Below are 25,076 nucleotides of genomic sequence, written 5' to 3' on the forward strand. Positions count from 1 at the left end.
GCAATGACGCGACCCTGGGAGAGATCCGTGGAACTGAGCGCAACGCAGCGTGCGGCCCTGACGACCATCTGCGACACCTTCGCACCCGGCGACGGCAACGGCATCCCGCCCGCGAGCGCGCTCGGCGCGGTCGCGCTCGCCGAGGGCATGGCCGGGTCGAACCCGCGCCAGGCGGAGATCGACCAGCTCGGGCAGATCCTGAAGCTGTGGAACACGCGCAGCTTCGGCATGCTGCTCGGCATCGGTCCGCGCCGGTTCGGCGACCTCTCGCCGGCGCAGCGCGAGACGGCGCTCATCGCGCTCGGCGACTCGAGGCTGCCGCTCAAGCGGGTGCTGTTCCAGAACCTGAAGTCCGCGGCGACGCTCTCGTACTACCTGTCGCCCGGCGCGAACGGCACCTCGCCGCTCTGGAGCGCGATGGGCTACCCCGGTCCGCTGGGGGTGCGGGCGGACGCCCCGGAGCGGCCCCTCTCCCCGGTCACCCCCGCGGCCGACACCGACCTCTCCTGCGACGTGGTCGTCGTGGGCTCGGGTGCCGGCGGCGGCACCGCGGCGGCCGTGCTCGCGCAGGCCGGCTACGACGTGATCGTGCTCGAGAAGGGCGGCTACTTCGACGACCGCGACTTCGACGGCGGCGAGCTGACCGGACTCACCACCCTGTATGCACCGGGCCCGAGCGCGACGGCCGAGGGGCAGCTGAGCCTGCTCTCGGCGCAGTGCCTCGGCGGCGGCACGGTCGTGAACTACTCGACCTCGTTCCGCACCCCAGATCACGTGCGCGCGGAGTGGGCCTCGCTCGGCGCGGCCCAGTTCGCGAGCGAGGAGTTCGACCGGTCCCTCGACGCGGTCTGGGCGCGCATCGGCGCGAACGGCGACTACAGCCGGCCGTCGAACCGCGACCAGATCCTCGAGCGCGGGCTCACGAAGCTCGGCTGGCACGTCGGCTCGCTCGAGCGCAACGTGCGCGCCTGCGACATGGCCATCGAGTGCGGCCGCTGCGGGTCGGGCTGCCGCATCGGCGCGAAGCAGTCGACCACGAAGACGTGGCTGCTCGACGCCGAGCGCGCGGGTGCCCGCCTGTACACCGGGGTCGACGTGCGCGAGGTCACGAAGTCGGGCGGCAGAGCGACCGGCGTCGTCGGTCGCACGGCCGCGGGCCACCGCGTGACAGTGCGCGCGAAGGCGGTCGTCGCGGCCGCCGGCGCGGTGCAGACGCCTGCGCTGCTGCGCCGCTCGGGCCTCGAGAACCCGAACATCGGCAAGCACCTGCGGCTGCACCCGGCCACCGCCGTCTGGGCGGAGTTCGACGAGGAGGTGCGGCCCTGGGAGGGCGGCATGCAGACCCGCTACTCCTCCCAGTTCTCCGACATCGACGGCTCCGGCTACGGTGTGGTCTTCGAGACGGCGGCCGCGAACCCGGCGATCTCGGTCGCCTTCCTCCCGTGGCGCGGTGCGGGCACCCACCTGGAGCGGATGCGACGGCTGGCGCACATGTCGAGCGTCGGCGTCATCACCCGCGACCAGGACTCGGGCGAGGTGAAGGTCGGCAAGGACGGCGAGCCGGTGCTGCACTACACGCTCTCCGACCGCGACGCCGGGCGCATGCGCGCGGGCATCGACGGTGCGGCGAAGGTGCTCGAGGCGGCCGGCGCGAAGTCGATGTTCACGGGTCACCAGGCGGGCATCACCTGGGAGCGCGCGTCGGGCGAGTCGGTGGGCGGCTTCACGTCGCGCGCGCACGCTGCGGGCTACGGGCCGGGTCAGTGCACGATGGCGGCGCTGCACATCATGGGCTCGGCCCGCATGGGCGGCTCGGCGGCCGACACGGCGCTCGACCCCGACGGCGCGACTTGGGAGGTGCCGAACCTCGTCGTGGCGGATGCCTCGTGCTTCCCGATGAGCTCGGGTGTGAACCCCATGGTGACCATCGAGGCGATCGGCCACATGAACGCGACCCGGCTCGCCGGGAGGCTCTAGGCTCTCGGAGGGCGCCGCCGGCGCGGCATCCGTTCACTCGCTGTTCTTTTGAGTCATTCAAAAGAACCGGCTAGACTGGCCGTGATGACGGACGAGCACGGCACTGCACTGCGCGAGGCGGGACTGCGGATCACCGCGGGCCGCGTCGCCGTGCTCGACGGGCTCGCCGCCATGCCGCACGTCGACGCCGACCGGCTGCTGCCGTACGTCGCGTCGCGCGTGCCGACCACCTCGATCCAGTCGGTGCACAACATCCTGACCGACCTGACCGAGGCGCGCCTGATCCGCCGCATCGTGCCCGCGGGCTCCGCCGCGCTGTACGAGCGCCGCATCGGCGACAACCACCACCACCTCGTGTGCCGCAACTGCGGCCGGGTGACCGACGTCGACTGCGCGATCGGGGCGCCCCCGTGCCTCGAGCCGTCGTCGACCGAGGGGTACGAGATCGAGTCCGCCGAGGTCACTTTCTGGGGCACCTGCTCCCAGTGCCTGGCGGATGCCGCGGGCGAGCCTCGCCCGTAGCCACCGACGTCCGGCCGCGCCGCGGCCGGAACATGGACCGAACACAGGAGGAGCCATGACCACCAAGCCGACCACGACCCAGACCGGCGCCCCGGTCCCGAGCGACGAGCACTCGCTCACCGTCGGCAACGACGGCACGACCGCGCTGCACGACCGGTACCTGGTCGAGAAGCTCGCGCAGTTCAACCGAGAGCGCATCCCGGAGCGCATCGTGCACGCCAAGGGCGGCGGCGCGTTCGGCACCTTCGTCGCGACCGGCGACGTCTCGCAGTACACGACCGCGGCGGTCTTCCAGCCCGGCGCCGAGTCGGAGACGCTGCTGCGCTTCTCGTCCGTCGCCGGCGAGCAGGGCTCGCCCGACACCTGGCGCGACGTGCGCGGCTTCTCGGTGAAGTTCTACACGACCGAGGGCAACTACGACATCGTCGGCAACAACACCCCGGTGTTCTTCATCCGCGACGCGATCAAGTTCCCCGACTTCATCCACTCGCAGAAGCGCCTGCCGGGCTCGGGCCTGCGCGACGCCGACATGCAGTGGGACTTCTGGACCCTCTCGCCCGAGTCGGCCCACCAGGTCACCTACCTCATGGGCGACCGCGGCCTGCCGAAGTCGTGGCGCCACCTGCAGGGTTACGGCTCGCACACCTACCAGTGGATCAACGCCGCGGGCGAGCGCTTCTGGGTGAAGTACCACTTCCACTCCAACCAGGGCGTGGAGCGCCTCGACAACGCCGAGGCCGAGGCCATCGCCGGTGCCGACGCCGACCACTACCGCCGCGACCTCTACGAGGCGATCGAGCGCGAGGAGTTCCCGTCGTGGGACGTCAAGGTGCAGGTCATGCCCTACGACGACGCGAAGGACTACCGGTTCAACCCGTTCGACCTCACCAAGATCTGGTCGCACGAGGACTACCCGCTGATTCCGGTCGGCCGCCTCGAGCTGAACCGCAACCCGGAGAACTTCTTCGCCGAGATCGAGCAGGCGGCGTTCTCGCCGGCGAACCTCGTGCCGGGCATCGACATCAGCCCCGACAAGATGCTCATGGCCCGCGTGTTCTCCTACCCCGACGCCCAGCGCTACCGCGTCGGCACGAACTATCAGCAGATCCCGGTGAACGCGCCGCACGCCGCCGACGTGCACTCGTACACGCGTGACGGTGCGCAGCGTCACCACTTCCCGCCGGCGACCGCGCCGAACTACGCGCCGAACTCGTTCGGCGGCCCCGTGGCCGACCCCGAGCTGGCGCGCGCCGGCTCGTGGGAGTCCGACGGCGCGCTCGTGCGCACCGCCGCGACCCTGCACGCCGAGGACGACGACTTCGGCCAGCCCGGCACGCTCTACCGCGAGGTCTTCGACGCCGACGCCAAGGCGCGGTTCCTCGAGACGCTGAGCGGCCAGGCGCAGGCCATCACGGTCGACGACATCCGCGAGCGCTTCTTCGTCTACTGGACGAACGTCGACGCCGACCTCGGTCAGGCGCTGCGCGACGCCTACGCCGGCGACGCCACCGCGGCGGCGTAGCCACCTGCGCGATCAGCCCCGTGCGGCTGCCGTCAATGCGGCGGCCGCACGGGGCATCGCTGCGCCCAGGCCCCACCGCTCGCCGAGCGCCTCGAGCGCGTCGGCGTCCGGCGCGATGATCCGCGCCTCGTCGACGTCGAACCCCAGCGACAGGTCGCGCACGACCTCGACCACCTTCGGGGCCACATCGAGGTAGCCGGATGCCTCGCCGAGCTTCGCGCGCAGCCGGGCGGACATCGCCGAGGAGGCATCCGTCGCCGCCGCCCGCACCCCGTCGAGGTCGCCGAACTCGCCCAGCAGGCTCGCCGCGGTCTTCTCGCCGATGCCGGCGACCCCCGGCAGCCCGTCGGAGGTGTCGCCGCGCAGCGCCGCGAAGTCGGCGTACTGCTCGGGCAGCACCCGGTACTTCTCCACGACGGATGCCGCGGTGAGCACCTCGAGCCGGCTCATGCCGCGCGCCGTGTAGACCACCCGCACGCCCTGCGCGTCGTCGACGAGCTGGAACAGGTCGCGGTCGCCGGTCACCACGTCGACGGGCATCGTCGCCTGCGTCGCGAGGCTGCCGATCACGTCGTCGGCCTCGTGGTCGGGCGCGCCCACGACCGGCACGCCGAGCGCGGCCAGCACCTCGCGGATCACCGGCACCTGCACCTCGAGCGGGTCGGGCACCTCCTCGACCGACGCGCCGGTCTCGACGACCTCGGCGACGCGGTGCGCCTTGTAGCTCGGGATCAGCTCGACCCGCCACTGCGGCCGCCAATCGTCGTCCCAGCACGCCACGAGGTGCGTCGGCTCGTAGTCGCCGACGAGCTTCGCGATGAATTCGAGCAGCCCGCGCACGGCGTTCACGGGCGTGCCGTCGGGCGCCCGCAGCGTGTCGGGCAGCCCGTAGAACGCCCGGAAGTACAGCGACGCGGTGTCCAGGAGCATGAGGCGGTCGGGCATACGCCGATCATGGCAGAGGTCGGGTGCACACTGGAGAGGTGCGAGCGGATGCGACGGTGAGCTGGATCCCGCGGCATCCGACCGATGTCGTGGCGACGCTGTCCCCGTTGCGGCGTGGCCCCGGCGACCCGACGCACCTCGTCGACGACGCGGGCGCCGTGTGGCGCACGACGCTCACCGACGACGGGGCGGCCACCCTGCGGGTCACGCGGCGCGGCGATGCCCTGCGCTGCGACGCGTGGGGTCCGGGAGCACGCGAGGCCGTGGCATCCGCCCCCGCCCTCGCGGGCGGCGCCGACGACCCGACCGGCTTCGACCCTATGACCCCGCTCGTCGCCGAGGCGCACCGCCGCAGCCCCGGCCTGCGGATGCCCCGCACCGGACGCGTCTTCGAGGCGCTCGTGCCCGCCGTGCTCGAGCAGCGGGTCATCACGCTGCAGGCGCACGCGTCGTGGCGGCACGTGCTGCGCCGCTTCGGCGCGGTCGCGCCCGGCCCGACGCCGCGCCCGATGCGGGTCGTGCCGTCGCCCGAGCAGTGGGCGCGCATCCCCTCATGGGAGTGGCACCGCGCCGGCGTCGACCCCGCGCGCTCGCGCACGATCGTGGTCGCCGCCCGCTACGCCGACCGCCTCGAGGAGGCCACGGCGATGGCGCCGGGCGACGCCCTCGCCCGCTTGCGCTACGTGCCCGGCATCGGCGAGTGGACCGCCGCCGAGATCGCCCAGCGCGCGTTCGGCGACCCCGACGCGCTGTCGGTCGGCGACTACCACCTGTCGAACTACGTCGGCCACGCCATGTTCGGCCGGGACATGACCGACGACGAGATGCTCGAGGCGCTCGAGCCGTGGCGCGGTCACCGCCAGCGGGTGGTGCGCCTGCTCGGTGCCGCGGGGGTTCCGGGCAAGCCGCGTCGCGCGCCGCGCGCGGCCTTCGTCGACCACCGCGCGCGCTGAGGCCGATCAGCCCCGGGGCATCCGCCCGACCGCTGCCACCGCGTCGTGCGCGTCGGAGTGCTCGGCGTGCGCATCGAGCCCTGCGCCGCGGAGCAGGGCGACGGATGCATCCGCCTGGCGTGCGCTCGTCTCGATGAGCACGACCCCGCCGGGCGCCAGCCAGTTCGGCGCGGCGGCGGCGATCCGCCGGTGCAGCGCGAGCCCGTCGGCTCCGCCGTCGAGGGCGACCCGCGGCTCGGCGTCGCGCGCCTCGCGCGGCATGAGGGCGACCTCGTCGGTCGGCACGTAGGGCGCGTTCGCGACGAGGCAGTCGACGCGCCCGAGCAGGTCGCGCGGCAGGGGTGCGTCGAGGTCGCCGACGCCGACGACGCCGCCGAAGTCGGCGAGGCTACGCCGCGCGAAACCGGCCGCGACCGGGTCGATGTCCGCCGCGGCCACGCGCACCGCGACCCCCGCCCCCGCAGCTCGGCCGCCGCGGATGCGGCGATCGCCGCCACCCCGCAGCACAGCTCGACGAGCACCGCCGGGCGCCCGTCGACCCCGCGGCACGCCGCCACCGCGAGCTCCGCGAGGAACTCCGACCGTCGTCGCGGCACGAACGCGCCGGGCCCCACGGCCATGCGCCGCCCGCGGAACTCCGCCCACCCGAGCAGGTGCTCGAGCGGTGCCCCGTCGACGCGTCGCCGCACGAGCAGCTCCAGCTCACGGGCATCCGTCGCTGCCTCGACCAGCAGGGCGGCCTCCTCGTCGGCGAACACGCACCCGGCCTGGCGCAGCCGCGCGACGAGCGCCGTCGGCGTGCCGCCCGGCACGTCGGACTCCGTCACCCGCTGGTGTCGATCACGTCGAAGCGGTTGCCCTCGGTGTCCTCGAGCACGATCCAGTCGGCGCCCGGCGGGTAGCGGTCCCAGTCGATGTGGCGCGCGCCGAGCCCGACGAGGCGGTCGATCTCCGCACGCTGGTCGTCGGCGTAGAGATCGAAGTGCATGCGCGGCGGCAGGCTCACGCGCGAGCGATCCTGCGACAGCGCGATCGACGTGCCGGCGTCCGCGCCCGACCGCGGATCGAGGATTACCCAGTCCTCGCGCGGCTCGCGACGCGGTACGTAGTCGAGCGCTGCGCACCAGAACGCCATCGCGCGCTGCAGGTCGTCGACTCCGAGCACGACGGTCCCGATGGTCAGCATGCGGTCACCTTACGCGCGGCCGGACGACCGGGCAACGACCTGCTCGCCGGCTCGCGGGGCGTCCTGCGCGGCGATCCACGCGGCGATCTCGGTGCGCCGGGCCATGCCGAGCTTCGCGAGGATGTGCTCGACGTGCGTCGACACGGTGCTCGGCGAGATCACCAGGCGCCGCGCGATCTCACGGTTGGTGGCGCCCTCGCCGACCAGCCGTGCGACGTCGACCTCGCGGGCGCTGAGCGGGCCGATCCCGCCCTGCGGGGCGTAGGTCGTCGCCGCAGTCGCGATGCGCTCGAGCAGTGGGCTCCCGATCTCGCGTGCCCACTGCAGGCCGGATGCCGCGTGCGCGGCCGCGTCCGCCGGACGGCGCGTGCGTGCGCAGGCGCCCGCCAGGTCCGCCTCCGCCTGCACGCCCTCCCAGACCCGACCGCGTTCCCGCCATCCTGCCACCGCGCGCACGAGCGCCTCGTGCGCCTGCCCGGTGCGCCCCTCGGCGAGCAGCAGCACGCCCTCGGCGTGGTCGAGCACCGGCAGCGTGCCCGGGATCCCCCGGTGCCGCACGAGCGCTCCGGCGGCGTCGAGGAACGTGCGCGCGTCGGCGGCTGCGTGCTGGCCGACCCGAGCGCGCACGCCCGTGAGCACGTGCGGGAACAGGTAGGCCGCGTCCTCGACCTCGAGCGACGCTGCGAGGCCGTCCGCGGTGAGCGCGACGGCGTCGGCGAGTCGCCCCTCGTGCAGCGCGAGCTCGGCGAGCCCCCAGAGCGCGGGGGAGAGCCGCTGCAGTTCGCCCATGCGCTCCCCGATCTCGCGGGCCTCCTCGAGATGCGCGCGAGCCGCGTCGTGGTGCTCGCGCCCGAGCTCGAGGTAGCCGAGCACGTGCAGCAGGGTGATCCGAGTCGTGATTCCGCCCTCGCCGTCGGCGAGCACGCGACGCGCCGTCTCATCGGCTCGTGCCCAGTCGCCCGTCGCCCAGCGCACGTGCGCATCGTGCGCGGCGAGGTAGTGGTGGTCGTTCCAGCTCTCGACGCGCGCCGTGTAGTCCATCCCGCGCGCGATCCACTCGGTCGCGCGCGGGTACTCGACCAGCACCGACGCGCTCGAGCCGACCATGCGGAAGCCCCGCGACGCCTCCGCCTCCTGGCCGACGTCGGCGGCCTCGGCCACGGCCGACTCGATCAGCGCCCAGCCCTCCGCGCGCCCGGCGAACACCAGGTCGCTGCCGAGCGTGGTGTCGATCTGACGGCGGAGCGCCGACACCTCGCCGGCGGGCAGCAGTGCGCGCGCCTGCTTGGCGTAGTCGATCGACGTGTCGAGCAGCCGACTGAGCATGGTGGCCGCGGCGAGCGCCGCGAGCAGGCCCGCGCGCACGTCGTCGCGACCGTCGAGACGATCGAGCGCGGTCTGCGCGAGTCGGCGTCGTGCGGGCAGGTCGTCGCCCAGCAGGTGCCGCACCGCCATGAGCGCAGGCACGAGCCGGGCGGCGGACACCTCGTCGCCGGCCTCCCGGTGGATCGCGATGGCGCTCGCGAACTTCTCGGCGGCGGCACGGTTGTCGTCGACGGCGGCGAGCTCCGCCGCGAGTCGTGCGCGCAGATCGGCGCGAGCCGGCACCGGAGTCGCCGAGGGCATCGTGCGCTCCGCCCGCCGATACAGGTCGACGGCCTCGCGATGGGCCGACACGCGAACGGCGTCCGCCGCCGCCGCGAGCGCGTGCCGGTGCGCCTCCGCCGCCAGCCCGGCCTGCTCGAACTGGTCGGAGACGAACGCGTCGCCGAATCCCGCGTCGAGTGCCGCGCGCGCGACCGATGCGTGCAGGCGACGGCGGTGCAGCGGCGGGATGGCCGCCCGGATCGCGTCTCGGATGAGCGCGTGCCGGAAGTCGAAGCGGCGACCGTCGCCGCCCGGCACGACGAGCTGGGCGGCGGCGAGCTGGGTCAGGCCGTCGTCCACCGCGTCGGGGTCGTGCGACGCGACCGCGGCGAGGAGGTCGACGTCGAACGACCGCCCGATCACGGCGGCCGCGTCGATCAGTTCGCGCGCGACCGGCCCCAGCCGCTCCGCACGGAGGAGCACCGCGTCCGCGACGGTGTCGGGAACGGCCGCGTCGTCGCGCTCGCCGGTCGCGGCGAGCAGTTCCTCGACGTGCAGCGGGATCCCGTCGCCGCGCTCGTGCAGTCGTCGCACCGTCTCCGTGGGGGCGATCCGCCCGGTGATCGACTCGATCATCGCGCGGGTCCCCTCGGTGTCGAGGCGGTCGAGTCGCGCCTCCTCGGCGGCGCGCCGCGCGACCAGGCGTCCGCGCCAGGCCCGCAGGTTCGACTTCGGGTAGAGCTCGTCGCTGCGGTACGTCGCCACCACCAAGCCGCCCGTCGGCACGCCGTCGGCGACGCGTTCGAGCACCTCCAGGCTGAGGTCGTCGGCCCAGTGCAGGTCCTCGATGGCGAGCACGGTCGGCCCGGTGGCGAGGAGGTCGAGGCAGGTGCCCGCGAGCTCACCGACGAGGATGCGGCGATGCCGCGCCGCATCCGACCGCTCGGCATCTGCGCTGCCGGCGAGCAGTTCGCGCAGGCGACGACCGCGCTCGGGGGCGTCGCCCGACTCGGAGCGGGTCAGCGCATCGGCGAGCGCGAGCAGCAGCCCGCCCGCGGCCTCGGCGTCGCGCGGGTAGGCGCCCGCGGCGTGCAGCGCGGTGCCCGCGGGCAGGCGATCGGTCACCTCGCCGAGCAGCCGCGTCTTGCCGATGCCCGCCTCGCCCGCGAACAGCAGCACGTGCCCCCGCTCGCGCGATTCGGCGATGCGGCGCTCGGCGAGTGCGAGGAGGTCGGCCCGGCCGACGAGCACTGGGCAGACCCGAGTCGGCCCACTCATCGGGAGCGACTCGTCTCGGGCGGCATGCGGCCAGTGTACGGATCGGCCGACCTCGCTCGTAGGGCGCCGACACATGATCGGTCGGATGGCCGATGCCTCGCGAGGTGCCCGACGGCATCGTGGGGTGCACGCAGTCAATCGAGATGAGAGCAAGGGAGCGTGCGATGGCACAGTTCATGGACGTGCACGAGGGCTTCGTCGGAGTGACGAAGGAGCAGCTGTCGGCGGCGCACGATGCCGACCTCGCGATCGAGGCGGAGGAGGGCGTGCACTTCGAGCACGCCTGGATCGACGCCGAGACCGGCAAGGTGTGGTGCCTGTCGACCGGGCCGTCGAAGGAGGCCGTGATGCGCGTGCACGAGCGCGCCGGCCACCCGACGGCGGAGGTCTACGAGCTCACCGCCGAGGTCTAGCCGACCCGGTGGCACACCGAGTCGTCATGAACTGCCGCTTCCGTCGACGGATAGCGGCAGTTCATGACGACTCGCGAAACCGAGCGGGCGGAACGGGACCCGAACCCGTTCCGTCCGTTCGCACGCGACGGGCGCGGGCCAGGAGGCGCCGCGCGATCAGAACACGTCGGGGCTGGGGGTCGACGCCTGGCGGATCGACACGTCGGCGTGCCGGTCGAACCGGTAGCCGACACCGCGCACCGTGCGCACGATGTCCTCGTAGTGGGCGAGCTTCGAACGAAGGCGACGCACGTGCACGTCGATCGTGCGCTCGTTCGGCGCGTCGTCGGCGTCGCCCCACAGGCCGTCGATGATCTCGTGGCGGTCGATGGTGCGGCCCTCGCGGAGCACGAGGTACTGCAGCAGCTCGAACTCCTTGTAGGTGAGCCCGGCCGGCTCGCCGTCGAGCAGCACGCGCTTGCGCGAGATGTCGATGATCACGCCGTCGGGGTGGCGGTCGGCGTCGGGCTCGTCGCCGCGCTGCTGGGCGAGCGCGGCCGGCTCCTGCAGGGCGAGGCGCACGACGTCGACGTCGCGGCCGCCGGCGCCCTCGGGCGCGAGTGCGACGGCGGCGTAGGTCTCGGCCGACGGGGAGAGCTGGGCGGTGAGCCGCCGCAGCTCGGCGACGAGCTCGCTGAGGCTGGTGCCGTCGGCGGCGGCCTTGGCCTCGTCGATGCCGACGTAGAACACGAAGCCGCGGGCCTCGGATCCCTCGGGCACGGCGCGGAGGCGCGGGGCGGCCGTGGCGGGTGCAGCGGCGGCGGCGGAAGCGGCCTCGCGGCGGTCGGCGAGTGCGACGGCGGGGCGAACGGCGACGGGAGCGGCGGGCGAGGAGAGCTGGGCGAGAGACATGATCGATCCTTCGGTGATGATGCGGGGCGACCCGGCGCGTGAGGGGCGCTGGAGCGGGTCGGTGTTGCGCGGGCCCCTGGAGCGGGGCGGGGCGGACGTGCCGGTCGGGCGTGTCCGGGAGCAGGCGTCAGCCGGGATCTCGGCGGTGGCTGCGTGCTCGGCGTGGACGAGTGGTCAGCGGCACATTCGACAGCACATGCGCGCGCGGCCGGGCATCATCATGCCGGCATGCCCGATCGCCTCGAAGGAGGTCAGGGTGCGCGTCGTGTCGGTCATGCGGGCAAGTAAAGCGGCAGCGGGGGAGTGTGTCAATTCATGACGCCCGGTCTGCGGGTGCGGGGGCGCAGCGGATGCGGCGGGCGACGCCCATCGTCGGCGGACTGCTCGCCCCGGGGCATCCGATTGCAGAAAGTGCGACGAACCAGAGATTCGGAAAAGTTTCCGCGACCCTATCGCCGGATGCGCCGAAATGGCCGAAGAACCTTCGTGGAGGTGTGCGTCCGGCGCAGGGTGTGCGACGCCGCGCACGGCCGGAACGCGTGCGGTCAGACCGTGCCGTACAGCCGGTCGCCCGCGTCGCCGAGGCCCGGCACGATGAAGCCGTGCTCGTTGAGGTGGTCGTCGACCGCGCCGAGCACCACGGTCACCTCGCGGCCGGCCATCGCCTGCTCGACGGCCTGCAGGCCCTCGGGTGCGGCCAGGATGCACACCGCCGTGACGTCCTGCGCGCCACGCGCGAGCAGGTAGTCGATCGCGGCGATGAGCGACCCGCCGGTCGCGAGCATCGGGTCGAGCACGAAGCACTGCCGGTCGGAGAGGTCGTCGGGCAGCCGCTCGGCATAGGTGGTCGGCTCGAGCGTCTCCTCGTTGCGCGCCATGCCGAGGAACCCGACCTCGGCGCTCGGCAGCAGCGTCGTCATGCCCTCGAGCATGCCGAGTCCCGCGCGCAGGATCGGCACGATGATCGGCTTCGGGTCGGCGATGCGCACGCCCGTCGTCGGCGACACCGGCGTGACGATGTCGACCGGCTCGACCCGCACGTTGCGGGTGCCCTCGTACGCGAGCAGCGTCATCAGCTCGGAGACCAGCGAGCGGAACACCGGCGACGGCGTGTCCTGGTCGCGGAGCACCGTGAGCTTGTGCGTGATGAGCGGGTGGTCGGCGACGTGGACTCGCATGGTCGCCAGTCTAGGCCGCCGCGGCCCGGCGGCGCACGGCGCGGATAGGCTCGGAACCGGGCCGACGACCGGCCGCCGGGACGGCCGGGACGAGGGGAGCGGATGCCGCACGACGCGCGCCACGACGAGTGGATGCGCCTCGCCCTCGACGAGGCCGCCGCCGCCCCCGCCACGAGCGGCGACGTGCCCGTCGGCGCGATCGTGGTCGACGGCGACGGCCGGGTGATCGCCGCCGCCCGAAACGAGCGCGAGGCGACCGGGGACCCCACCGCGCACGCCGAGGTGCTCGCGCTGCGCCGGGCCGCCCGGGCGACGGGCGATCGGCACCTTACGGGCGCCACGCTCGTCGTGACCCTCGAGCCCTGCGTCATGTGCGCGGGCGCCATCGTGGCCGCGCGCGTGCCGACCGTCGTGTTCGGCGCCTGGGATGAGAAGGCGGGCGCCGCGGGCTCCCTCTACGACGTGCTGCGCGACCGCCGCCTCAACCACCGCGTCGAGGTGTTCGCGGGCGTGCTCGAGGACGAGTCGGGCCGCATGCTCCGAGCCTTCTTCGAGGACCCCGCTCGCCGCCCCGAGCGCTGACCCCGCCGGCGCGGGCGCCGGGTCAGGCGGCCGAGGGACGCGCGCGGGCCTCGATCCGGTCGAGGTACTCCTCGAGCAGGGCGGCGGATGCCAGTTGCATCCGCTCGCCGTACTCGGCACGTTCGGCGCGCAGCTGCGCGACGCTGAGCCCGTACTCGGGCAGCTCGTCGCCCCAGAGCGCGATCCAGTCCTCGTGGATCTGCTCGGTCACCTCGGGGTGGAACTGCACCGCGAGCAGCCAGTCGCCGATGCCGAACGCCTGGTTCGGGTACTGCGCCGAGGCGGCGAGCCGCGTCACGCCCTCGGGCAGGTCGAACGTGTCGCCGTGCCACTGCACGACCGGCACGCCGGCCACGTGCCGCACCGGGGAGCGCGCGCCCGCCGGGGTCGGAGCGACCTCGAGCCAGCCGACCTCCTTCGACGGGCCGCGGTACACCCGGGCGCCCATCGCCTGGGCGACGAGCTGCGCGCCGAGGCAGACGCCGAGCACGGGCGCCTCGGCGGCGATGCGGGCCTGCAGCAGCGTCACCTCGTCGGCGAGGTACGGGTAGGCGTCGAGCGCGTACGCCGACTCGTCGCCGCCGAGCACGAGCACGAGGTCGTGCGCGAGCGGATCGACGCCCGCCACCGCGCCGGTGGGCGCGTCCGCGAACACGATGCGGTAGCCGCGGCGCTCGAGCACCGGGCCGAGGTTGCCGAGCCCGATCGCGGTGTCGTGGCGCACGACGAGCACCGTGCGCATGGCGCTCAGTCCAGGCCCTTGATGACGATCACGTCGGTCGCCGGCAGCGCCGCCGGGTCGATCCAGACGTCGGGCTCGAAGTAGATGATCCGCGCGACCGGCACCGCCTCGCGCACCCGCTTCTCGATCGCGTTCGTCGCCGCGGCGACCTCGAGCAGCCGCTGGTCGGCGCGGAACGCGATCTTCGCGGCGACCATGAGCTCGTCGGGCCCGAGGTACAGCGTCTTCATGTGGATGATGCGCTCGACCTCGTCGCCCGCGAGCACCGCCGCCTCGATCGCCTCGAGGTCGGAGGGGTTCGCGCCCTCGCCCACGAGCAGGCTCTTCGTCTCGATGCCGAGCACGATCGCCACGACGATGAGCAGGGTGCCGATGGCGAGGGTGCCGATCGCGTCCCACACGCCGTTGCCGGTGATGACGGTGAGCCCGACGCCGATGAACGCGAGGACGAGGCCGATCAGCGCCGCGACGTCCTCGAGCAGCACGACCGGCAGCTCGGGCGCCTTCGCCCGGCGCACGAACTGGAACCACGACCGGTTGCCGCGCACCTTGTTCGACTCGAGGATCGCGGTGCGCAGCGAGAAGCCCTCGAGCACCATCGCGATGACGAGCACGAGCAGCGGCAGCCACCACACCTCGAGCGGGTGCGGGTCGGCGAGCTTCTCGATGCCCTCGTAGATCGAGAACACGCCGCCGACCGAGAACAGGATGATCGCGACGACGAAGGCGTACACGTACCGCTCGCGGCCGTAGCCGAACGGATGCTCCTGGTCGGCCTTGCGCCGGGCCTGCCGGCCGCCCCAGATGAGCAGCAGCTGGTTGCCCGAGTCGGCGAGGGAGTGCACGCCCTCCGCGAGCATCGACGACGAGCCGGAGACGGCCCACGCGATGAACTTCGTGATCGCGATGCCCAGGTTCGCGAGGAAGGCCGCGATGATGGCTCGGGTGCCGCCGGACGTGCTCATGCGCCAATCCTAGGATGGAGCGGTGACCACCTCCGTCGTTCTGCCCACAATCGCATTCCTGGGCGCCGGGTCCATGGCGCGCGCCGTGCTCGCCGGCCTGCTCCAGCCCGGCGTCGAGGTCGAAGGAGGCGTCCGCGCGACCAACCGCAGCGCGGTCCGCGCGGCCGAGCTCGACGTGCACGAGACGGTCACGGCGTACTCGACCGAGACGGATGCCGGTGCCAATCGCGCGGCCGTCGCCGGCGCCCGCATCGTGGTGGTCGCCGTCAAGCCCGGCATGGTGCCCGACCTGCTCGACGAGATCGCCGACGCGCTCGAGCCCGGCGCGCTCGTCGTGAGCGTCGCCGCGGGCGTCACGGCCCGGACGTTCGAGCGGCACCTGCCCGAGCACGTGCACGTGATCCGCTCGATGCCGAACACGCCGGCGGTCGTCGGCCGCGCCGTGACCGGCGTCTCGGCGGGCACGCGCTCGACCGACGACGACCTCGCGCTCGCGGTCGCCCTCTTCGAGACAGTCGGCGAGGTGCTCGTCGTGCCCGAGTCGCAGCTCGACGCGCTGTCGACCATCTCGGGTTCCGGCCCGGCGTACGTGTTCCACCTGATCGAGCAGCTCACGGCGACCGCCGTCGCGAAGGGCTTCACGCCCGAGCAGGCCGCGCTGATGGTCGAGGGCACGTTCCGCGGTGCGAGCGAGCTGCTCGCGGCATCCGACGACCCGCCCGCCGAGCTGCGCCGGCGCGTCACCAGCCCGAACGGCACGACCGAGCGTGCGATCGCCGTGCTCGAGGCATCCGACCTGCAGGCAGTGTTCGACCGTGCCACCGACGCGGCACTCGCCCGCGCCCGCGAACTCGCCGCCGGGGCCTGAGCCGGCCGCACCGACCCGCTGCGAGGCCGACGGGCGCCCTACTCGAGCGCCGCGAACTTCTCGATGTCGCCCTCGGTGCCAGACACGATGATGAGGTCGTGGTTCGACACCACGGTCTGCTCGGTCGCGTAGGTGAACGGCTTGCCGGGGCTCTTCACGCCGACGACGGTGACGTTGTGCTTCGTGCGCACGCCCGACTCGGTGAGGTTCTTGCCGCGGATCGGCCGGGGCGGGTACATCTTCACGAGCGCGAAGTCGTCGTCGAACTCGATGAAGTCGAGCATGCGGCCGCTGACCAGGTGCGCGGTGCGCTCGCCGGCCTCGGCCTCGGGGTAGATCACGTGGTTCGCGCCGATGCGCTCGAGGATCTTGCCGTGCGACTGGCTGATCGCCTTCGCCCAGATCTGCGGGATCTTGAGGTCGACGAGGTTGGCGGTGATGAGCACGGATGCCTCGACCGACGAGCCCACCGCGCAGACGGCGATCGAGAAGTCCTGCGCGCCGATCTGGCGCAGCGCGTCGATCGACTTCGCGTCGGCGACGACCGCGTGCGTGACGCGCTCCGACCACTTCTGCACGAGCGACTCGCTCGCGTCGATGGCGAGCACCTCGCGGCCGAGGCGGTCGAGCTGCCCGGCCGTCGCGGCGCCGAACCGCCCGAGTCCGATGACGAGCACCGGCGCGTCGTGTCTGATGCGGTCAACCAACGATGGGCCTCTCTTCCGGCCGCTTGAACAACTGCCTCCGCTGGCTCGCGGCGAGGGCTGCGGCCAGCGTCACTGTACCAACGCGACCGGCCCACATCGTGGCGGACAGGATGTACTTCACCGAATCGGGCGACCGCGCGGGCAGGTCGGTGCTCAGCCCGCAGGTCGCGAACGCCGAGATCGTGTCGAAGAGCACGACGTCGAGGGGTTCCTTCGTGATGTGCAGGATCGCGATGGCCGCGGTCGCGACGATGGTCGCGCCCCACAGCACGACGCTGACCGACAGTCGCAGCACGTCGTTCGGGATGCGGCGCTCGAAGACGTTCATCGACTGGTCGCCGCGGGCCTCGGCGAACGCGGCGAGGAACAGCACGGCGAGCGTGGTCACCTTGATGCCGCCCGCGGTCGAGGCCGAGCCGCCGCCGACGAACATGAGCATGTCCATGCCGAGCAGCGTCGATCCGTTCATCTGCGACACGTCGACCGTCGAGAACCCGCCCGACCTGGTCATCATCGACAGGAACGTCGCGGTGATGGGGCGGAACCAGGGTTCCTGCCCGCCGAGCGTCGGCTGGTGGTTCCACTCGAGCACCGCGATGAACACCGCGCCGACGACCAGCAGGCCCAGGGTCGCGACGAGCGTGAGCTTGACGTGCACCGAGAGGCGGGCGCGGACGCGCACCTTGCGGGCCAGCGCGAAGATCACCGGGAACCCGACGCTGCCGAGGAACACGCCGAAGCCGATGACGGTGAGCATCCACACGTCCTCGGCGAACGGCGCCATGCCCTCGACGGTGGGCACGAACCCGGTGTTGGTGAAGGCGGATGCCGCGAAGTAGAAGCCCTTCCAGATCGCCGGCCAGGGCTCCCAGCCGAGGATCAGCAGGTGCGGCACGATCAGCACGGTCAGCACGAGCTCGATCGCGAGCACGCTCACCGCGACCGTCGTGAGCAGGCCGCCGATCTCGCCGAGGCGCACCGCCTGGCTCTCGGCGATCGGCCCGGCATGCGTGCGCATCGGGTTCGTGTCGCTGGCCGCGATGAGCTTCTGCCGGAGGCCCAGGCGCCGCGAGACGACGAGGCCGAGGATCGACGCGAGCGTCAGCACGCCGATGCCGCCGACCTGCAGGCCGATGAGGATGGCCACGTTGCCGAACGTCGACCAGTGCGTGGCCATGTCGACCGTGACGAGCCCGGTCACGCAGATGGCGCTCACCGCCGTGAACAGCGCGTCCGCCAGCGGAGTGGCCGAACGGTCGGCCGCCGAGATCGGCAGGGCCAGCACCGCGGTCAGGATGAGGATGAGGCCCGTGAAGATGAGGATCGCGAATCGTGCGGGCGAGCTCTCCGCGAGGCTCGAGGCGAATCCGCGCACGCGACCGGCACGCGTCCTGCGCTCGCCGACCTCCGTGCGCATCATGTCCCTCCGCGTATCCGCGTCGAGACCGCATCCCCCGGCGGTCTCACCGGTGAGTCATGGTACTCCTCAACGGGAATGACTAGCCTTGACCCATGGCGGACATCTTCGACGTGGTGGCGGATTCGACCAGGCGCGAGATTCTCGGCGTGCTCCGCGAACGAGCGGAGGTCGCCGGCGACGGCGTCGGCGAGCTGAGCGTCTCCGACATCGTCGCGGCGCTGGGGCTCAGCCAGCCGACGGTCTCGAAGCACCTGAAGGTGCTGCGGGAGGCGGGCCTCGCGCAGGTGCGCGAGGAGGGCCAGCACCGCTACTACCATCTGGTCGCCGAGCCGCTCGAGCACATCGAGGACTGGCTGTACCCGTTCCTCGCGGGTTCCGACGCCCAGCGGGTCACCGAGCTCGCGCTGCAGACGCTCAAGGACGAGCAGCGCGCGTTCGCCGAGAAGCTCGGCAAGGCGTATGCCGAGACCGCGCACCAGGTGCGCTCGACCACGCAGCGGGCGAGCACCGCGGTCAAGGGCGCGACCCAGAAGCTCAAGCCCTGACGTGCGGGCGCGAACTGACGGAGGCGATCGGCGATGGCGGGTGACCTGTCCGACGTGCGGTTCCTGACCGTGGCGGAGGTCGCGGCGCTCATGCGGGTGTCGAAGATGACCGTATACCGGCTGGTGCATGCGGGGGAGCTGCCCGCGATCCGCTTCGGCCGCTCGTTCCGCGTGCCCGAGTCGGCGGTCGCCGACGTGGTGCGCGGCGGCGTCGCCGACACTGCCTGAGCGGCGCGATCAGCGGAATCCGCTACACTACCCCGAGGCAATTCGCCTTCAGGCCGCGGCACGCCCGTTGCGGCATGCCCGGCCGGCCCCGAGACGTTCTGTGAGGTATTCCGTGGGTTCTGTGATCAAGAAGCGTCGCAAGCGCATGGCGAAGAAGAAGCACCGCAAGCTCCTTCGCAAGACGCGCCACCAGCGCCGCAACAAGAAGTAGTCGCACGCGACTGCTGCACTCGAGCCCCGAGCCGGAAGGCCCGGGGCTTCGTGCTGTCCGGGAGACGACCCGGACGCGACCTAGAGTGGACGACATGACGACCGACGCGCCCGGCACGGGCATCCGCATCACCCTGCTGGGCAAGCCCGGCTGCCACCTCTGCGACGATGCGCGCGACGTGGTGCAGGCGGTGCGCGACGAGGTCGCGGCGCTGCCCGACGGTCCGGAGGTGGCCTACGAGGAGGCGTCGATCCTCGACGACGAGCGGATGCGGGAGCAGTACGCCGAGCTCATCCCGGTGCTGCTCATCGACGGCGTCGAGCACGCACACTGGCGGGTCGACCCCGTGCGCCTGAAGGCCGCGCTGCTCGAGCGCGCCTGACCGCGGCCCCGCGAGGGCGGCCCTGAGACGAACGTCCCGCAGACGACGACGGGGGCGGTGCCGATACCGGCACCGCCCCCGTACGTTCGATCAGGCGATCAGGCCACGTTGTTCGTCTCGGGCTTGAGGGCCTTCTCCTTGAGGAGCGCGAACTCGGCGTCCGAGATGGTGCCGGCCTCGTGCAGCGCCTTGGCCTTGGCGATCTCGTCGGCCGGGCTGGTCGGCGTGGCGACCTGGCGGATGTAGCTCTCCTGCGCGTCCTGCGCCGCCGCGATCTGCGCGGCCTGGCGCTTGGCCATGCTCGGCCCGCGCGCGATCAGGTACACGAGCGCGGTCAGCAGCGGCACGAAGATCAGGAAGATGATCCACAGCGCCTTCCACCAGCCGTTGAGCTCGTGGTCGCGGAACAGGTCGACCAGGATGGTGAACAGCACCATCAGGTACGCGATCCAGATGAAGATCACGAACGACACCCAGATGATGTCCCAGAACGATTCCCAGAAGCTCATTACGAACCTTTCACGGAGTATGCGTCGGGGGTGGGGTCCCCGCCCAGACCCGACCGTAGCGCGGTTTCCGCCGCCGCGTCTAGGTTCTCGGGGTGGTGTCGCCCGATGGGCGCTCCGGTGGTTCCTGCCCATGCTGGTGCGGATCGGCCGGGGGAGCGGCCGCGGCCTGCTGCTCGCGGAACCGCCGGGCGAAGTACCCGGCGATCGGCACGTCCGTCGACGAGTGGGCGACGATCGAGATCACGATCGCGACGACGATGATGTGGAACATCTCGTCGGCTTCGGGCGCGCCCGACTGCAGCACGAGGATGCCGTAGAGCACCGAGGCGAATCCCTTGGGCCCGAACCACGCGGCGGTGAGGCGTTCCTGCCACGGCATGCCGCTGCCGATGAGCGAGATCTCGACCGCGACCGGCCGGGCGACGATGAGCAGGAGGATCGCGAACACGTACCCGCCGAGCGGCACCTCGGCGAGGAACATCGGCGAGATGAGCGCGCCGAACATGAGCACCGCGAGCAGCTTGATCAGCTCGGAGAACTGCTCGCCGAACTCGCGGTACGCCTCGCGCATCTCGGGGGCGACGCTGGCGATGGTGATGCCGGCCGCGAACGCGGCGAGGTAGAGGTTCGCGTGGGTGAGCTCGCAGATGCCGAGCACGAGCAGGCCGACGGCGACGGGGGTGAGCGAGGCGTACAGCGGGGTGCGCGAGAACATCTTCCGGCGCACGAGCCAGCTGACGATGAGCGGCACCGCGACGCCGATGAGGATGCCGAAGCCGAGCTCCTCGACGAGCTCGAGCGGTTCGGCGTCGGGCCCGCCGACGGCGGCGATGAGGAACAGCACGACCGGCAGCGCGAGCCCGTCGTTGAGGCCCGACTCGACGCCGAGGAGGTGCCGCACGCGGTACGGGATCTCGCCGCGGCCGACGATCGCCGACGCGAAGACGGGGTCGGTGGGTGCGAGCACCGCGGCGACGAGCAGCGCCTGCGTCCAGTCGAGGCCGACCAGCCAGACGCCCAGCAGTGCCGAGATCACGAAGGTCAGGGGCATCCCGAGCAGCAGTGCCCGACCGGGCAGCTTCCAGGCCTCGCGCAGCTCGCGGATGCCGACCTGCTGGCCGTCGGTGAACAGCACCACGAACAGCGCGAGCGACGAGATGATCTCGACCGTGGGGTCGTCGGCGCCGAAGTGCACGAAGCCGGCCATGCCGTCGCCGACGAGGAACCCGGCGACTAGGAAGAGCACCGTGGTCGAGAGCACCGTGCGGTGGGCGAACCCCGAGATGAGGATCGCGATCAGCAGGACGACGGCGAAGACGAGGAGGAGCTCCACCTGCCTACTCCTCCTCGACCCGCATCTCGGGCAGGCGGGCGACGAGCAGCCAGCCGGGGAGGATCAGCACGCAGAGCATCGGCAGCAGCGCGATGTCGCCGACGACCACGATCGCGATGAACAGCGACAGCCAGCCGTCGCGCACCACCACGAGGCAGACGCCGAGCACCGCCGCGGCCATCGCGACCGGCAGCGGGATGGCCGGCACGACCGCGACCGCGAGGATGCCGATCGCGCCGCCGATGAAGATGGTCGGGAAGATGCGTCCGCCGCGGAACCCGGCCGCCGCCGCGATGAGCAGCGCGACGATCTTGACCCCGACGATTCCGGCGAGCTGCCAGGCGTCGTAGTCGGCGGCGTCCTTCGTCAGCTCCTGCAGCTCGTCGAGTCCCTTGAACAGGGTGATCGGGCCGCCGATCGCCCCGAGGAGGCCGAGGATCAGCCCGCCGATCGTGAGCGGGATGATCGGGTTGCGCATCGCGTGGAACACGCGATGGAGCGGGCGCATGCCGTAGACGAGCGCGAGTCCGGCCGCGATCGCCACGAGCAGCACGAGGACGCCCCACAGGAAGTCGATCGCCGCGGGCGCATCGTAGGTCGGCGAGCCGGCGGAGAGGCTGTACGAGCCGAGGAAGTGCATCGTGATCGAGCCGGCGGCCGCGGCGGTCAGCGGCGGGAACATGCGGTCCCACAGCGGGCGCTTCGACGGCACCGCGATCGCGACGCTCGTCACCAGCAGTGCGGCGCCGACGGGGGAGCCGAACAGCGCGCCGACCGTGCCGGCGACGACGATGACGGTGAGCGGCCCGATCGGCAGCTGCGGGAGGAATCGCCTGCCGACCCACGCCGCGAGCGCGACGTTGATCGCGAGCGTCGGGCCCTCCGGGCCGAGGCTCACGCCCATCGACAGCGTGATGATCGCCGCGAGCGCCACTCCCGGCACGGCGGCCATCGCCATGGGGGAGGGGAAGAGCGACTCGGTCGCCGGATCCTCGCCGCCGTGGCCCGGCATGAACCGCACGATCAGGCCGGTCAGGAGCCCCGCGAGCGTGAGCACGCCGATGATCCACAGCGGTGCGTCGCCCGAGACGCCCGCCCAGCCCGGCACGACGTCCCAGAGGAACTCGTCGACCCACTCCGAGACGAGGTCGAGGCCCGCCAGCACGAGCGCGGAGCCGATGCCGATGACGATCGACGGGATCGCGAGCTTCAGCAGCAGCTTCGGGTCGGACCTCCCGGAGCCGTCCGGCGTCTCGGAGGCATCCGCCGCCTGCTGTTCGCGCTGCGCCGGTTGCTCGCCCTGCGCCTCGGGCTCGTTCTGTTCCTCGGCGGCTTGCTCCTCGGCCATGCGCCCTCCCGCAGGTTCGCTCCCGCGGGCAGCCTAGCGGCTACGGCAGCAGGCGCGTGGGGCCGCGGAACAGGTACGTCACCTCACGGATCGACGCCTCGTGCAGCATGAGCATCAGCACGCGCGCGAGGCCCATGCCGAAGCCGCCGTGCGACGGCGCGCCGTAGCGGAAGAAGTCGAGGTAGAACTCGAGCTCCTCGGGCTCGAGGCCCTTCTCCTTCGCCTGCGCGACGAGTACGTCGACGCGGTGCTCGCGCTGCGCGCCGGTCGAGATCTCGACGCCGTTGAACAGCAGGTCGTAGCTGTTGGTGAGCGACGGGTCGCCCTCGTGGCGCATGTGGTAGAACGGCCGGATGTTCGAGGCGTAGTCGGTGAGGAACACGAACTCGTGGCCGAACTCCTCGCGCACGTACGCCGCGATCTGGCGCTCGCCCTCGGGGTCCATGTCCTCGTCCTCGCGGGGCACGACGTAGCCGCGCTCGGCGACGATCTCCTTGGCGCGCGCGAGCGGGATGCGCGGGAACGGCGTGGGCGGCACGGTGACCTCGACGCCGAACAGCTCCTCGATCTCGGCGCCGTGGCGCTCCTTGACCGCGGTGAAACCGGCGACGAGGAGCTCCTCGTGCATGGCCATGACGTCCTCGTGCGAGTCGATCCAGCTCATCTCGGCGTCGACCGACGTGAACTCGGTCGCGTGCCGCGAGGTGAACGACGGGTCGGCGCGGAACGCGGGGCCGACCTCGAACACCTTGCCGAAGCCGGCGACCTGGGCCATCTGCTTGAAGAACTGCGGGCTCTGCGCGAGGTACGCCTTGCCCTCGAAGTACTCGATCTCGAACAGCTCGGCGCGTGACTCGGAGGCCGACGCCATGAGCTTCGGGGTCTGGATCTCGACGAACCCGCGCTCGACCCAGTAGGTGCGCCAGGCGTGCAGCAGCGTGGTCTGCACCTTGAAGATGAGGGCCTGCTTCGGGTTGCGCAGGTCGAGGAAGCGCCAGTCGAGGCGCTTGTCGAGGCTCGAGTCGGCCGCGATGGGGGTCTCGGGCAGCGCCTCGGTGACGACCTCGAGCGTGCCGATCTTCACCTCGAGCCCGCCGAGCTTCACGCGCTCGTCGTGCTTCAGGTCGCCGGTCACGGTGATGAACGAGCCGTGGGCGAGTGCCGAGATCTGCTCGGTGACGGCGAGGCGAGCGGATGCCTCGGGGCCGGCGTCCTCCGCGAGCTCGCGCACGGCGGGGTTCACGAGCTGCACCGCGCCCGACTCGTCGCGCAGGATGACGAACTGCACCTTCTTCTGGTCGCGGACGGTCTCGACCCATCCGGAGACGGTGACGGGGCCGTCCTCGAGGGCGGCGAGGTTCGTGACGAGGGTGCGTGTGCTCACGGCCGACCATCCTACCCGCGCGCGCCTGTGCGCGATTCCCGTGCGCCCGGGCACGTGCCGGTCGACCGGGCACGCCGTATCCGACGTGCCAGACCTCCGGGCACGTGCCGGGCCGACCCATCCGCTCTCGGCGTTCTCATGGGAACGCGCTGCCTAGACTGGATGCCGTGCCGGCCGACCAGATCCATCTCGTGCGCCACGGCGAGGTCTTCAACCCGCAGGGCGTGCTCTACGGCCGCCTCCCCGGGTACGGGCTCTCCTCGCTCGGCCGCCAGATGGCGCAGGCCGCGGCCGACGACCTCGCCGCGCGCGACCGCACGATCACGACCCTGTACGCCTCGCCGCTGCAGCGCACCCAGCAGTCGGCCGAGCCGATCTCGGCGGCGTTCGACCTGGAGCCCGTGCTCGAAGAGCGCGTGATCGAGCCGACCAACCGCTTCGAGGGCAAACGCATGACCGGCTCGGGCGGCGCCCTGCGCGACCTGCGCAACTGGCCGCTGCTCGTGAACCCGTGGGAGCCGAGCTGGGGCGAGCCGTTCGGTTCGATCGCCGATCGGATGCTGGCTGCGATGACGGATGCCGCCGAGGCGACCGATTCCGGCGACATCGTGTTCGTCTCCCACCAGCTGCCGATCTGGATGGTGCACCGCCGCGTGGCGGGCAAGCGCCTCTCGCACGACCCGCGCCGCCGGCGCTGCGCCCTGTCGAGCATCACGACGTTCGAGCGTCGCGGCGGCCGCTTCGTCGAGGTCGGCTACCGCGACCCGGCGGCGCCGCTCGCGGTCGCCGCGACCGACGTGGGGGCGGTGTGATGCGCCGTCTCGCCGCCGTGGCGCTGGCCGCGGCATCCGTCGTCGTGCTCGCCGGTTGCGGCTCCGACCCGCTGGCCGACCAGTACCGCGACGGCAGCGGCAAGAACTACATCGCCGGCGACGGCACCATCACCGAGATCGCGCCGGCCGACCGCGGCGAGCCGATCGCGTTCGCGGGGGAGTCGATCGAGGGCGAGCCGGTCTCGTCGGACGACTACGCGGGCGAGGTGCTGATCGTCAACTTCTGGTACGCCGGCTGCGCGCCGTGCCGCGCCGAGGCGCCCGACCTGCAGGCCGTGAGCGAGGAGTTCGCCGGCCGCGGCGCGGGCGTGCTCGGCGTGAACGTGCGCGACCAGGCGCCGACGGCGGCGAGCTTCGAGGCCGACTACGGCATCACCTACCCGTCGATCGTCGACACGAACGACGGCTCGGTGCAGCTCGCCTTCGCGGGCGACGTGCCGCCGAACGCGGTGCCCACCACGCTCGTGCTCGACGCCGAGGGGCGCGTCGCCGCCCGCATCCTCGGCCAGCTCAACCGGTCGAACCTGCAGACCATCGTCGGCGACGTGCTCGACGAGGGCGCCTGAC

Annotated in this window: 27 protein-coding genes; 13 read left to right on the top strand and 14 right to left on the bottom strand. The window is 72.3% G+C overall.

What is annotated here, in order from left to right; all coding sequences use genetic code 11:
- Positions 1-27 precede the first annotated feature (27 nt).
- The 3 genes from QUE38_RS09590 to QUE38_RS09600 all read left to right on the top strand — a co-directional run bounded on the left by QUE38_RS09590 (position 28) and on the right by QUE38_RS09600 (position 4,021).
- The gene (locus tag QUE38_RS09590; RefSeq protein ID WP_286307737.1) at positions 28-1,977 is read left to right on the top strand and encodes an FAD-dependent oxidoreductase; all 1,950 of its coding nucleotides are present in this window, start codon (positions 28-30) and stop codon (positions 1,975-1,977) included.
- Positions 1,978-2,061: 84 nt separating this feature from the next.
- Positions 2,062-2,499, top strand: coding sequence for a Fur family transcriptional regulator (locus QUE38_RS09595; protein ID WP_286307739.1), 438 nt, complete (start codon positions 2,062-2,064; stop codon positions 2,497-2,499).
- 55 nt (positions 2,500-2,554) lie between these two features.
- Entirely contained in the window at positions 2,555-4,021 is a 1,467-nt protein-coding gene (locus QUE38_RS09600; protein ID WP_286307741.1) for a catalase, read from the top strand.
- Positions 4,022-4,033: 12 nt separating this feature from the next.
- On the opposite strand, the gene QUE38_RS09605 is transcribed toward QUE38_RS09600, so the two are convergent.
- Positions 4,034-4,966 (bottom strand): 5'-3' exonuclease, encoded by a 933-nt coding sequence (locus QUE38_RS09605; RefSeq protein ID WP_286307743.1) that lies wholly within the window; start codon positions 4,964-4,966, stop codon positions 4,034-4,036.
- A 56-nt stretch (positions 4,967-5,022) separates the two neighbouring features.
- Here QUE38_RS09605 and QUE38_RS09610 point away from each other — a divergent pair, with 56 nt between their 5' ends.
- Entirely contained in the window at positions 5,023-5,919 is an 897-nt protein-coding gene (locus tag QUE38_RS09610) for a DNA-3-methyladenine glycosylase family protein (RefSeq protein ID WP_286307745.1), read from the top strand.
- Between the two features lie 6 nt (positions 5,920-5,925).
- On the opposite strand, the gene QUE38_RS09615 is transcribed toward QUE38_RS09610, so the two are convergent.
- The 3 genes from QUE38_RS09615 to QUE38_RS09625 all read right to left on the bottom strand — a co-directional run bounded on the left by QUE38_RS09615 (position 5,926) and on the right by QUE38_RS09625 (position 9,943).
- Entirely contained in the window at positions 5,926-6,363 is a 438-nt protein-coding gene (locus tag QUE38_RS09615) for a class I SAM-dependent methyltransferase (protein ID WP_286307747.1), read from the bottom strand.
- A gap of 379 nt (positions 6,364-6,742) precedes the next feature.
- Positions 6,743-7,105 carry a VOC family protein gene (locus QUE38_RS09620; RefSeq protein WP_286307748.1) on the bottom strand — a complete coding sequence of 121 codons (363 nt, stop codon included), beginning with the start codon at positions 7,103-7,105 and terminating at the stop codon, positions 6,743-6,745.
- 9 nt (positions 7,106-7,114) lie between these two features.
- On the bottom strand, positions 7,115-9,943 hold the full coding sequence (locus QUE38_RS09625; RefSeq protein WP_286307750.1) for an ATP-binding protein: 2,829 nt from the start codon (positions 9,941-9,943) through the stop codon (positions 7,115-7,117).
- 191 nt (positions 9,944-10,134) lie between these two features.
- On the opposite strand from QUE38_RS09625, the gene QUE38_RS09630 reads away from it, so the two are divergent.
- Positions 10,135-10,383, top strand: coding sequence for an SCO4226 family nickel-binding protein (locus tag QUE38_RS09630; protein WP_286307753.1), 249 nt, complete (start codon positions 10,135-10,137; stop codon positions 10,381-10,383).
- Positions 10,384-10,539: 156 nt separating this feature from the next.
- On the opposite strand, the gene QUE38_RS09635 is transcribed toward QUE38_RS09630, so the two are convergent.
- Both QUE38_RS09635 and upp read right to left on the bottom strand, forming a co-directional pair.
- Complete coding sequence (locus QUE38_RS09635) at positions 10,540-11,274, bottom strand: winged helix-turn-helix domain-containing protein (protein WP_286307755.1); 735 nt, start codon at positions 11,272-11,274, stop codon at positions 10,540-10,542.
- Between the two features lie 545 nt (positions 11,275-11,819).
- Positions 11,820-12,452: a uracil phosphoribosyltransferase gene (upp, locus tag QUE38_RS09640; protein ID WP_286307758.1), complete on the bottom strand. Its 633-nt coding sequence runs from the start codon at positions 12,450-12,452 to the stop codon at positions 11,820-11,822.
- Positions 12,453-12,554: 102 nt separating this feature from the next.
- Here upp and tadA point away from each other — a divergent pair, with 102 nt between their 5' ends.
- The gene (tadA, locus tag QUE38_RS09645; protein ID WP_286307760.1) at positions 12,555-13,034 is read left to right on the top strand and encodes a tRNA adenosine(34) deaminase TadA; all 480 of its coding nucleotides are present in this window, start codon (positions 12,555-12,557) and stop codon (positions 13,032-13,034) included.
- A gap of 22 nt (positions 13,035-13,056) precedes the next feature.
- On the opposite strand, the gene QUE38_RS09650 is transcribed toward tadA, so the two are convergent.
- Both QUE38_RS09650 and QUE38_RS09655 read right to left on the bottom strand, forming a co-directional pair.
- A complete protein-coding gene (locus QUE38_RS09650; RefSeq protein WP_286307761.1) occupies positions 13,057-13,776 on the bottom strand; it encodes a glutamine amidotransferase-related protein in 720 nt (239 codons plus the stop codon).
- Positions 13,777-13,781: 5 nt separating this feature from the next.
- Entirely contained in the window at positions 13,782-14,741 is a 960-nt protein-coding gene (locus tag QUE38_RS09655; RefSeq protein ID WP_286307763.1) for a cation diffusion facilitator family transporter, read from the bottom strand.
- Positions 14,742-14,814: 73 nt separating this feature from the next.
- Between QUE38_RS09655 and proC the strand changes: the two genes are divergently transcribed.
- Positions 14,815-15,609: a pyrroline-5-carboxylate reductase gene (gene proC, locus QUE38_RS09660; protein WP_286311757.1), complete on the top strand. Its 795-nt coding sequence runs from the start codon at positions 14,815-14,817 to the stop codon at positions 15,607-15,609.
- A 38-nt stretch (positions 15,610-15,647) separates the two neighbouring features.
- Here proC and QUE38_RS09665 read toward each other — a convergent pair whose 3' ends face one another.
- Both QUE38_RS09665 and QUE38_RS09670 read right to left on the bottom strand, forming a co-directional pair.
- Positions 15,648-16,316, bottom strand: coding sequence for a potassium channel family protein (locus QUE38_RS09665; RefSeq protein ID WP_286307765.1), 669 nt, complete (start codon positions 16,314-16,316; stop codon positions 15,648-15,650).
- Positions 16,309-17,733, bottom strand: coding sequence for a TrkH family potassium uptake protein (locus tag QUE38_RS09670; RefSeq protein ID WP_286311758.1), 1,425 nt, complete (start codon positions 17,731-17,733; stop codon positions 16,309-16,311). The genes QUE38_RS09665 and QUE38_RS09670 overlap by 8 nt, the downstream gene beginning before the upstream one ends.
- Positions 17,734-17,828: 95 nt before the next feature.
- Between QUE38_RS09670 and QUE38_RS09675 the strand changes: the two genes are divergently transcribed.
- The 4 genes from QUE38_RS09675 to QUE38_RS09690 all read left to right on the top strand — a co-directional run bounded on the left by QUE38_RS09675 (position 17,829) and on the right by QUE38_RS09690 (position 19,102).
- Positions 17,829-18,281, top strand: coding sequence for an ArsR/SmtB family transcription factor (locus QUE38_RS09675; RefSeq protein ID WP_286307768.1), 453 nt, complete (start codon positions 17,829-17,831; stop codon positions 18,279-18,281).
- A gap of 33 nt (positions 18,282-18,314) precedes the next feature.
- The gene (locus tag QUE38_RS09680; protein ID WP_286307770.1) at positions 18,315-18,509 is read left to right on the top strand and encodes a helix-turn-helix domain-containing protein; all 195 of its coding nucleotides are present in this window, start codon (positions 18,315-18,317) and stop codon (positions 18,507-18,509) included.
- Between the two features lie 112 nt (positions 18,510-18,621).
- Entirely contained in the window at positions 18,622-18,720 is a 99-nt protein-coding gene (locus QUE38_RS09685) for a 30S ribosomal protein bS22 (RefSeq protein WP_003792170.1), read from the top strand.
- Between the two features lie 94 nt (positions 18,721-18,814).
- Positions 18,815-19,102: a glutaredoxin family protein gene (locus QUE38_RS09690; RefSeq protein ID WP_286307773.1), complete on the top strand. Its 288-nt coding sequence runs from the start codon at positions 18,815-18,817 to the stop codon at positions 19,100-19,102.
- Positions 19,103-19,200: 98 nt separating this feature from the next.
- Here QUE38_RS09690 and QUE38_RS09695 read toward each other — a convergent pair whose 3' ends face one another.
- From QUE38_RS09695 to aspS, 4 genes are all read right to left on the bottom strand, one after another.
- Positions 19,201-19,611, bottom strand: coding sequence for an SHOCT domain-containing protein (locus QUE38_RS09695; RefSeq protein ID WP_286307775.1), 411 nt, complete (start codon positions 19,609-19,611; stop codon positions 19,201-19,203).
- A 79-nt stretch (positions 19,612-19,690) separates the two neighbouring features.
- Positions 19,691-20,944: a cation:proton antiporter gene (locus QUE38_RS09700; protein WP_286307777.1), complete on the bottom strand. Its 1,254-nt coding sequence runs from the start codon at positions 20,942-20,944 to the stop codon at positions 19,691-19,693.
- A gap of 4 nt (positions 20,945-20,948) precedes the next feature.
- Complete coding sequence (locus tag QUE38_RS09705) at positions 20,949-22,292, bottom strand: ion channel protein (protein ID WP_286307779.1); 1,344 nt, start codon at positions 22,290-22,292, stop codon at positions 20,949-20,951.
- A gap of 40 nt (positions 22,293-22,332) precedes the next feature.
- Positions 22,333-23,676: an aspartate--tRNA(Asn) ligase gene (aspS, locus tag QUE38_RS09710; RefSeq protein ID WP_286307781.1), complete on the bottom strand. Its 1,344-nt coding sequence runs from the start codon at positions 23,674-23,676 to the stop codon at positions 22,333-22,335.
- A gap of 167 nt (positions 23,677-23,843) precedes the next feature.
- On the opposite strand from aspS, the gene QUE38_RS09715 reads away from it, so the two are divergent.
- Positions 23,844-24,488: a histidine phosphatase family protein gene (locus QUE38_RS09715; protein WP_286307782.1), complete on the top strand. Its 645-nt coding sequence runs from the start codon at positions 23,844-23,846 to the stop codon at positions 24,486-24,488.
- Positions 24,488-25,075 (top strand): TlpA family protein disulfide reductase, encoded by a 588-nt coding sequence (locus QUE38_RS09720; RefSeq protein WP_286307784.1) that lies wholly within the window; start codon positions 24,488-24,490, stop codon positions 25,073-25,075. Before QUE38_RS09715 ends, QUE38_RS09720 begins: the two co-directional genes overlap by 1 nt.
- Position 25,076: the final 1 nt, after the last annotated feature.

This window comes from Agromyces mangrovi (assembly GCF_030296695.1).
GTDB lineage: Bacteria > Actinomycetota > Actinomycetes > Actinomycetales > Microbacteriaceae > Agromyces > Agromyces mangrovi.